Annotated in this window: 9 protein-coding genes and 1 other RNA gene; 2 read left to right on the forward strand and 8 right to left on the reverse strand. The window is 67.7% G+C overall.

The features are described from left to right. Both QR77_RS46615 and QR77_RS13155 read right to left on the reverse strand, forming a co-directional pair. The coding region (locus QR77_RS46615; RefSeq protein ID WP_160310905.1) for a hypothetical protein at positions 1-558 on the reverse strand (558 nt) is incomplete at its 3' end. Positions 559-761: 203 nt separating this feature from the next. Further along, complete coding sequence (locus QR77_RS13155) at positions 762-1,709, reverse strand: LysR family transcriptional regulator (RefSeq protein ID WP_236710631.1); 948 nt, start codon at positions 1,707-1,709, stop codon at positions 762-764. A gap of 84 nt (positions 1,710-1,793) precedes the next feature. Here QR77_RS13155 and QR77_RS46620 point away from each other — a divergent pair, with 84 nt between their 5' ends. Beyond that, complete coding sequence (locus QR77_RS46620) at positions 1,794-1,967, forward strand: hypothetical protein (protein ID WP_160310906.1); 174 nt, start codon at positions 1,794-1,796, stop codon at positions 1,965-1,967. 68 nt (positions 1,968-2,035) lie between these two features. Here QR77_RS46620 and ssrA read toward each other — a convergent pair. The 5 genes from ssrA to ftsE form a co-directional block, all read right to left on the reverse strand. After that, positions 2,036-2,422, reverse strand: a transfer-messenger RNA (tmRNA) gene (gene ssrA / locus QR77_RS42840). A gap of 147 nt (positions 2,423-2,569) precedes the next feature. Then, positions 2,570-3,049: an SsrA-binding protein SmpB gene (gene smpB, locus QR77_RS13160; RefSeq protein ID WP_040021858.1), complete on the reverse strand. Its 480-nt coding sequence runs from the start codon at positions 3,047-3,049 to the stop codon at positions 2,570-2,572. Between the two features lie 34 nt (positions 3,050-3,083). After that, positions 3,084-4,271: a S41 family peptidase gene (locus QR77_RS13165; protein WP_040021860.1), complete on the reverse strand. Its 1,188-nt coding sequence runs from the start codon at positions 4,269-4,271 to the stop codon at positions 3,084-3,086. Positions 4,272-4,338: 67 nt separating this feature from the next. Further along, positions 4,339-5,256 (reverse strand): permease-like cell division protein FtsX, encoded by a 918-nt coding sequence (ftsX, locus tag QR77_RS13170; RefSeq protein ID WP_040021862.1) that lies wholly within the window; start codon positions 5,254-5,256, stop codon positions 4,339-4,341. A 75-nt stretch (positions 5,257-5,331) separates the two neighbouring features. Then, a complete protein-coding gene (gene ftsE, locus QR77_RS13175) occupies positions 5,332-6,021 on the reverse strand; it encodes a cell division ATP-binding protein FtsE (RefSeq protein ID WP_040021864.1) in 690 nt (229 codons plus the stop codon). Positions 6,022-6,281: 260 nt separating this feature from the next. On the opposite strand from ftsE, the gene QR77_RS13180 reads away from it, so the two are divergent. After that, entirely contained in the window at positions 6,282-6,479 is a 198-nt protein-coding gene (locus QR77_RS13180; RefSeq protein WP_040021866.1) for a hypothetical protein, read from the forward strand. Between the two features lie 135 nt (positions 6,480-6,614). On the opposite strand, the gene QR77_RS48600 is transcribed toward QR77_RS13180, so the two are convergent. Continuing rightward, positions 6,615-7,043 (reverse strand): LPXTG cell wall anchor domain-containing protein (locus QR77_RS48600; RefSeq protein ID WP_040021867.1); only part of this gene is annotated, 429 nt, incomplete at its 5' end.

A 7,043-nucleotide genomic window follows, 5' to 3' on the forward strand; every position in this document is an offset into this window, starting at 1 on the left:
GCCGGGACCGGTGGTGGTCCCGCCGGCCGCTCCGCCTGCGCCACCGCCGGCCGGCGGCTTGCCGGTCGGTACTGCATTCGACGTACCCGGCCCGGGTGCGTCCGTTTTTCCCGCGGTCGTGCTGCCCGAAGGCTGAGGTATGGGATTGCCGTCGGAGTCCGTCGCCGTCGGTACGGCGCTCACGCCACCCGGCGCCACCCCCGAAGAGGCGCCGTTCGACGGGCCGGGACCCACCTGGACCGTGCCCTGCTTCTTGTCCTCGGCGATGCCCGGTATTCCCGGCAGATTCAGCCAGGGTGCGCTGGAACTGCCGCCGATGAGGGCGGCCCCCAGCGTGACCGCGTAACACGCGCAGGCAATCGCGATGATCCAGCCGGCCCGGCGGAATTTCTTGCCCCGCCTCCCGCTGGCATCGACGAAAACCGGCTTGTCGGCGCCTTCCGCTTGTGACTCCCGCGCAGGACCTGACTCCTGTGCGGGACGGGGTCCCGACGGCAACTCGGAGAGCTGCCGTCCCAGACCGTCCAGTTCGATGGTGACGTCATTCGGCTCATGCATGCGCCCGTTTTGGGCGTCTTCTCGCCATTTTTCCACGTGTGCACATCCCCCACAGATGTTCTTGGGTGCGCACGGGGCAAGGCCGGATATGCCGTCGGTCAGGCCCCCACCTGACCGAGCGCCCCCCTGTCGCGCTGCACCCGGACGACGAATGTAGCGCACAGAACCGACTGTCGTACTTCCACTTGACGAGTTCTTCCGTATCAGTGCGGTGACAGCGGAGGAATCCAACTATCGGGAATTCGTTCGAGCCAATGTTCCTCATCGGTAAGTTCCTTGGCAGCGGCCCGCATTGCCTCGATTCCCGGATCCTTCCGCCCCTTGCGCCACACCAATGACAACGGTGCCAGGGGTACGGGGGCGACCAGCGGGCGCAGTACGGTATCCGGCATCTCCGGGAAATCGACAACGGCGAGAACAAGACTTCGATTTCTGGTCATGACCCGTTGGAATTCCGTTCTTCCTACGGCCATGGGAGCAGGAGGTGCGATCTCGATGGCGTGTCCCGCGAAGAGTTGACGCGCGAGATCCGTCCATTCCCTGGTCAGCGGATTACCGTGCCCCGCGTAGACGACCTCCCCCGCGAGGTCGCCGAGCGTCAGTGCCTCCCGGGCCGCGAGCCGGTGGCCGGACGGCAGCAGCACGGCCAGCGGCTCGTAGCGCACCAGTTGGCGCGAGAGACCGGCACGCAGCGCGGGATCGAGCCCCTCGAAGTAGCCGAAGGAGGCGTCGAGCCGGCCGGCGGCGATGTCGGCGGAGGCGCCGGTGAGACCGCTGGCGAAGCGCGCCATCAGCTCGCGCCCCGGCGCGAGTTCACGCGCCCGCGCGAGCACCCGGCCGCCTACCATGCCCTCGGTGTTGAGGTCGACGAGCAGCGCCGCCGCTTCACCCGCCGAAGCGGCGAGCAGCTCGTCCTGGGCCCCGAGCACCCGCAGGGCGTACGGCAGCAGTCGCTCGCCGTCGGCCGTCAGCGTCACCTGCCGGGTGGTCCTGACGAACAGATCGGTGCCCAACTCCCGCTCCAGCCTGCGGATATCGCGACTGAGGGCCTGCTGCGCCAGGTAGAGGCGGGCGGCGGCACGGGTGAAGTGCAGTTCGTCGGCGACGGCGGCGAAGGCTCGGAGCAGCCGGGGTTCGATGTCTCGGGGCACGCCGCGCATTCAACAACACAGATGCGTGAATGGCCACTGATCAGGTGTTGGACCACTGAGACGCCCTGGCGCGAGGGTGAAGTCATGCCGCATCGCACCGATACCGACCACACCTCACTGCCCCCGCTGATGACCGTCACAGGCAGCACCCTGGTGCTGGCGTCCCGGACGGCCCCCGAGCGCGAGCGCCGACGCCGACGCGCGGCCGGCCCGGGCCCGTTCGCCCGGCTGTTCGCGCATTTCCGCAGCCGCCGATAAAAGGCACATGACACATGACAGAGGCCCCGTCGTCACTGGGACGGCGGGGCCTCTGTCTCAACATGGGGTGGTGGAGATGGCGGGAATCGAACCCGCGTCCAACGGTGCGGAACCAGGGCTTCTCCGAGCGCAGTCTGCTTCGCTTTTCTCGGCCCCGGAGATCACGCAGACAAGTCTCCGACGGGCTCAGTCACTGTTTGGTTTCCCTGCACGTCCCGTGACCGGACTTACAGGTTTAGTCCCCTAGCTGATGCCAGGATCCGGGTCGGGAACAGCCCCGGGCTGACACTCCGCGGAGTCTTCGCTAGCTGCTAATTAGGCAGCGAGAGCGAAGGCGGAGGAATCGCGCTTAGAAGTGGCGATTATTGTTTGCGACATATGGTTAACGAGATCATTGCCGCTTCCTCGGCTCGCTTCACCTGCTTCGACATCCGCTGTCGAAACCGATCATCCCCATGCTTCACACTGTTCAATTAGCTACGAGCTCAACGAGTACTGCTTGGGCTCGTACTACGCGTACCCGTACTGCCGTGGGTACACGCCCATCATACGGTGTCAGCGTCCGACCGGGCCACCGTATTCCGCCCGCGGGCCCGGCCGGGTCAGGCGCGCTGCTTCCGCTTGACCGCCGAGATCGCGCGGTTCGTCTCGCGCAGGTCCTGCTTCTCGCGCAGCGTCTGGCGCTTGTCGTACTCCTTCTTGCCCTTCGCCAGCGCGATCTCGATCTTGGCCCGGCCGTCCTTGAAGTACAGGGCCAGGGGCACGATCGTGTGACCCGACTCCTGCGACTTGGACTCCAGCTTGTCGATCTCCAGCCGGTGCATGAGCAGCTTCCGCTTACGCCGGGCCGCGTGGTTGGTCCAGGTGCCCTGCGTGTACTCGGGCACATGCACGTTGTGCAGCCATGCCTCATGTCCGTCGATCTGGACAAATCCGTCAACCAGCGAGGCACGCCCCTGGCGGAGCGATTTCACCTCGGTGCCGTTCAGGACAAGACCGCACTCATAGGTGTCGATGATGAGGTAGTCGTGCCGCGCCTTCTTGTTCTGCGCGATCAGTTTGCGTCCGGTTTCCTTAGCCATAGTCCTGCCATTTTCGCACTAGGCCGCAACTTCTTTACGCCGTGCCGCCGAGGCCGCTGAGCACCGTCTCGGCCCGCTGCTGGGCCCGGTCGGTGACCGCGACGTCCGGGGTGATGCCCCGGCCGTCCACCGCGTGCCCGCTCGGCGTGCGGTAGTGGCCCACGGTCAGCTCGGCGACGGAGCCGTCGGGGAGCTTGCTGGGCATCTGTACGGAGCCCTTGCCGAACGTACGCGCACCCACGGTGACCGCCCGGCCACGGTCCTGGAGGGCCCCGGTGAGCAGCTCGGCCGCGCTCATCGTGCCGCTGTCCACCAGCACCACCAGGGGTCGGCCCGTGTCGCCGCCCCCGGACGCGTACAACGCGCGCTGCTCGCCTTTTATGTCGTACGTGGCGACCAGGCCGCCGTCGAGGAAGGCGGAGGCGGCGGTGACCGCCTCGGCGACCAGCCCTCCGCCGTTGCCGCGCAGGTCCAGGAGGACTCCGGCGCCCTTCGGGGCCGACCGCACCGCTTCCTTCACCCGCTCGCCCGTCCCCTTGGTGAACGAGTCGACCTTGATCAGCCGCGCGCCGCCGGTGAGGGTGCCGACCGTGACGGACTCGGTGGACAGCTCGGCGCGGCGCAGATGCTCCGTCCAGTGGTGTCCCGCCCGGTCGAGGCTCACGGTGACGGAGCTGCCGGCCGCTCCACCCGCCGGCGCCCCCGGGCCCCTGGAGTCGCCGCGCAGCATTCCCATGACCTCGGTGACGGGCCGCTTCGCGACGCTGCTGCCGTCGATGTCCGTGACGGTGTCCCCGGCCCGGACGCCGGCCCGGGCCGCGGGGCCGCCGGGCTGGACCCGGGTGACCTCCACCAGCCCCTCGGCCGTACGCCTGGCCCAGAGCCCGACACCGGTGTACGTGCCGTCGAGCGCCTGCTCGAACTCCTCGTACTCACCCTTGTCGTAGACGGCGCCCCAGCGGTCGCCGCTGCGGCTGACGACCTCCTCGGCCGCCTCCGTCCCTGACTTGCCGTCGGCCATGGCCTCCGCGGCCGCCTTCGCGACCAGCGCGGCGTCGACCGTGGAGGCCACCGAGCGCGTCGCGGCGTGCCGCGTCCTATGGGCCTCGCCGGGCAGCGAGTTGGTCGCCGCCGCGGTGGCGAGCACGCTCGCGAAGACGAATGTCAGGGTCGCCCCGCGGCGGAAAGCGCGGGGGCTGTGGTGCAACTCGGAGCCTGACATGGCGTTGAGTCTAGGACAACGAAAGGCGACCGTCGGGAGCTTGGCGACACCACGCCAGGGGCGCTTGTCACACCCTGAGGTACTTGCGCAGCGCGACAAAAGCAGCCAGGGCAGGCATCAGCAGCCCGATCGCGAGCACCAGCGGGAGCTTGGAGAGGACCGCGTCCCAGCCGATGAAGTTCACCAGCTCCATCTTGGAGCCCAGGTTGAGCCCGGCGTCGATGAGGAAGTAACGGCCGAACATCAGCATGGCGCAGGCGACCACACCGCCGATCAGTCCGGCGAAGGCGGCCTCCATGATGAACGGCATCTGGATGTAGAAGCTGGAGGCGCCGACGAGCCGCATGATGCCGGTCTCGCGTCTGCGGCTGAACGCCGACACCCGCACGGTGTTGACGATCAGCATCAGCGCGATGACAAGCATCAGCGCCATCACCCCGAGCGCGGCGACGTTCATGCCGTTCATCAGGTCGAAGAGATTCTGCAGAATGCTGCGCTGGTCCTGGACGGACTGCACGCCGTCCCGCCCGGCGAACGCCGTCGCCACCACCGCGTACTTCTCGGGGTCCTTGAGCTTGACGCGGAAGGACTCCGGCATCTGGTCCGGGGTGATGGCGGAGGCGATGGAGGTGTCGCCGTACTGCTCCCGGTAATGCTTGTACGCCTCGTCGGAGGACTCGTGGATGACGGTCTGGACAATGGTCATCTTCTTCAGATCTGCCTGGATCTGGTTCTTCTGCTCGGTCGTGACCGCGCCCTTGGCGCACGCGGGGTCACTCGTCGCGTCACTCTTGTTGCACAGGAAGATGGAGACATTGACCTTGTCGTACCAGTAGTCCTTCATCGTGCTGACCTGCTCACGCATCAGCAGCGCGCCGCCGAACAGGGCGAGCGACAGGGCTACGGAGACGATGACAGCGAAGGTCATCGTGAGATTACGGCGGAGACCGACGCCGATCTCCGAGAGGACGAACTGGGCGCGCATGGCGTCCTTTCAGCTTTCGGTGCTTCGTACTTCGTGCTTCACGCTTCGTGCTTCACACGGTGTGGTGACCGGGGATCAGTGCTGGTAGCCGTAGACGCCACGTGCCTGGTCACGCACCAGGCGGCCCTTCTCCAGCTCGATCACGCGCTTGCGCATCTGGTCGACGATGTTCTGGTCGTGCGTGGCCATCAGCACCGTCGTACCGGTGCGGTTGATGCGGTCGAGGAGCTTCATGATGCCCACGGAGGTCTGCGGGTCGAGGTTGCCGGTCGGCTCGTCGGCGATCAGCAGCATGGGCCGGTTGACGAAGGCCCGCGCGATCGCCACGCGCTGCTGCTCACCACCGGAGAGCTCGCCGGGCATCCGGTCCTCCTTGCCGCCGAGGCCCACGAGGTCGAGGACCTGGGGCACGGCCTTGCGGATCTCGCCGCGGGGCTTGCCGATGACTTCCTGGGCGAACGCCACGTTCTCGGCGACGGTCTTGTTCGGCAGCAGCCGGAAGTCCTGGAAGACCGTGCCGAGCTGGCGGCGCATCTGCGGCACCTTCCAGTTCGACAGGCGTGCGAGGTCCTTGCCGAGGACGTGCACCATGCCGTGGCTGGTGCGCTCCTCGCGCAGGACGAGCCGCAGAAAGGTCGACTTGCCGGAACCGGACGAGCCGACGAGGAAGACGAACTCGCCCTTCTCGATCTCTAGCGAGACATCACGCAGAGCGGGACGGTTCTGTTTCGGATAGGTCTTGGAGACATTGTCGAATCGGATCACGGGTATGCACCACGGTCGGCCGGGAGTAGGTGAGCGTGACCTTACGCGAAGCGCACAGGGCCGCGCAGTCCGCGTCCTGGGTTGGGCGAATTATCACGGATGCCCGGGAGCCGCCACCGGCCACGCGGGGTCGAATTCCGGCCGACCGCGCCGAAACGGCCGGGAACTGGCAGAGTGGTACGGGGAACGGTGGCGTTTCCCTGAGCGTTGGACGGAGTGACACTGGCTGCGGCTCCGCCGCGCGGTGAGGAGGAAAGCGCATGACCTACGACCGATTGGTGTGCGCCAACTGCGCGGGACCCGTGAGCGAGGGCAGGTGCCGCGTATGCCGTGCCAACAGGGAGCGCCTCCAGCAGGAGGGCCCCTTGGCCGGCCTGACGCCGGCGGCGCTGCTGACGCTGTTGGCACTGCTCGTGGTCGCCGCGGTGGCGCTGGTGGCGGTGCACCAGACCGCCTGATGTGAGTGAGCTGAACGAAGAGAAGGGCCCGGACGCCGAAAAAGCGTCCGGGCCCTTCTGTTACGCGCTTTCACCTGCCGGGTGACCTACGTCTCGTACGGGTACGGCTCGTACGGACGCACCCGCCGCCTTGTGTCAGGCGGCGGTACGGCCACCGTTGACCAGACGCGGCAGCATCCGGAAACCGATGCCACCCACGATCATGGTCGCGGCGCCGATGAGCAGGAACGAGGTCTCGGCCGCACCGGTCTCGGCCAGCTCGTCCTTGGCCGCACCCTGCTGCACCGGCTGCGAGCCGCCGCTGTCGGGGTTGGCGTTGTTGTTGTCGTCGCCGATGATGACGCCGCCACCGTCGGGGTTCTCACCACCGCCGTTGCCACCGCCGGTGCCCGGCGTACCGGGCGCCGACGTGCTCGGGTCGGAGGGCTGGCCCGGGTCGCCGGTCGGCTGGCCCGGGTCGTCCGTGGGCTGGCCCGGGTCGTCGGTCGGCTGACCGGGGTCGTCCGTGGGCTGGCCCGGGTCGTCCGTGGGCTGACCGGGGTCGTCGGTCGGCTGGCCCGGGTC

The organism is Streptomyces sp. 150FB (assembly GCF_000818195.1).
In the GTDB taxonomy this organism is placed as follows: domain Bacteria; phylum Actinomycetota; class Actinomycetes; order Streptomycetales; family Streptomycetaceae; genus Streptomyces.

What these genes read in the sequence shown, in the direction of transcription:
- QR77_RS46620 (WP_160310906.1), top strand. Translation starts at nt 1,794, where the DNA reads ATGCCGCATCGCACCGATACCGACCACACCTCACTGCCCCCGCTGATG.
- smpB (WP_040021858.1), bottom strand. Translation starts at nt 3,049, where the DNA reads ATGGCTAAGGAAACCGGACGCAAACTGATCGCGCAGAACAAGAAGGCG.
- QR77_RS13165 (WP_040021860.1), bottom strand. Translation starts at nt 4,271, where the DNA reads ATGTCAGGCTCCGAGTTGCACCACAGCCCCCGCGCTTTCCGCCGCGGG.
- ftsX (WP_040021862.1), bottom strand. Translation starts at nt 5,256, where the DNA reads ATGCGCGCCCAGTTCGTCCTCTCGGAGATCGGCGTCGGTCTCCGCCGT.
- QR77_RS13180 (WP_040021866.1), top strand. Translation starts at nt 6,282, where the DNA reads ATGACCTACGACCGATTGGTGTGCGCCAACTGCGCGGGACCCGTGAGC.